The sequence below is a fragment of the Cellvibrio mixtus subsp. mixtus J3-8 genome (assembly GCF_000766945.1).
GTDB lineage: Bacteria > Pseudomonadota > Gammaproteobacteria > Pseudomonadales > Cellvibrionaceae > Cellvibrio > Cellvibrio mixtus_A.
This window is the reverse complement of record NZ_ALBT01000151.1, coordinates 1-557: the sequence shown is the minus strand read 5'-3', so window position 1 is coordinate 557 and position 557 is coordinate 1. Positions and strand designations below refer to the sequence as shown.

1 protein-coding gene is annotated in these 557 nt (G+C 49.4%); it reads left to right on the top strand.

What is annotated here, in order from left to right; translation table 11 throughout:
* Nucleotides 1-557: EF-Tu C-terminal domain-related protein (locus A596_RS05080; RefSeq protein WP_039913084.1), on the top strand; the 557-nt coding region annotated here is incomplete at both ends.

Here is a 557-nt window from a genome sequence, read left to right as displayed (position 1 = left end):
GAGCCAGTGCGTGCAATTGACCAGCCATTCCTGATGCCAGTAGAAGACGTATTCTCTATCTCTGGTCGCGGTACTGTGGTAACCGGTCGTGTAGAGCGCGGTATCGTTAAAGTGGGTGAAGAGATTCAGATCGTTGGTCTGAAAGAAACTACCAAAACAACCTGTACTGGTGTTGAAATGTTCCGCAAGCTGCTCGACGAAGGTCGTGCGGGTGAGAACGTAGGTGTTCTGTTGCGTGGTACCAAGCGTGATGACGTTGAGCGTGGTCAGGTTTTGTGTAAGCCGGGTTCAGTAACTCCACACACCAAGTTTGAATCTGAAGTGTACGTTCTGTCCAAAGAAGAAGGTGGTCGTCACACTCCATTCTTCAAAGGCTACCGTCCACAGTTTTACTTCCGTACTACTGACGTAACCGGTGCAGTAGAGTTGCCGGAAGGTGTAGAAATGGTAATGCCAGGTGATAACATTAAAATGGTTGTTACCCTGATTCACCCGATCGCGATGGAAGAAGGTTTGCGCTTCGCTATTCGTGAAGGTGGTCGTACTGTTGGTGCTGG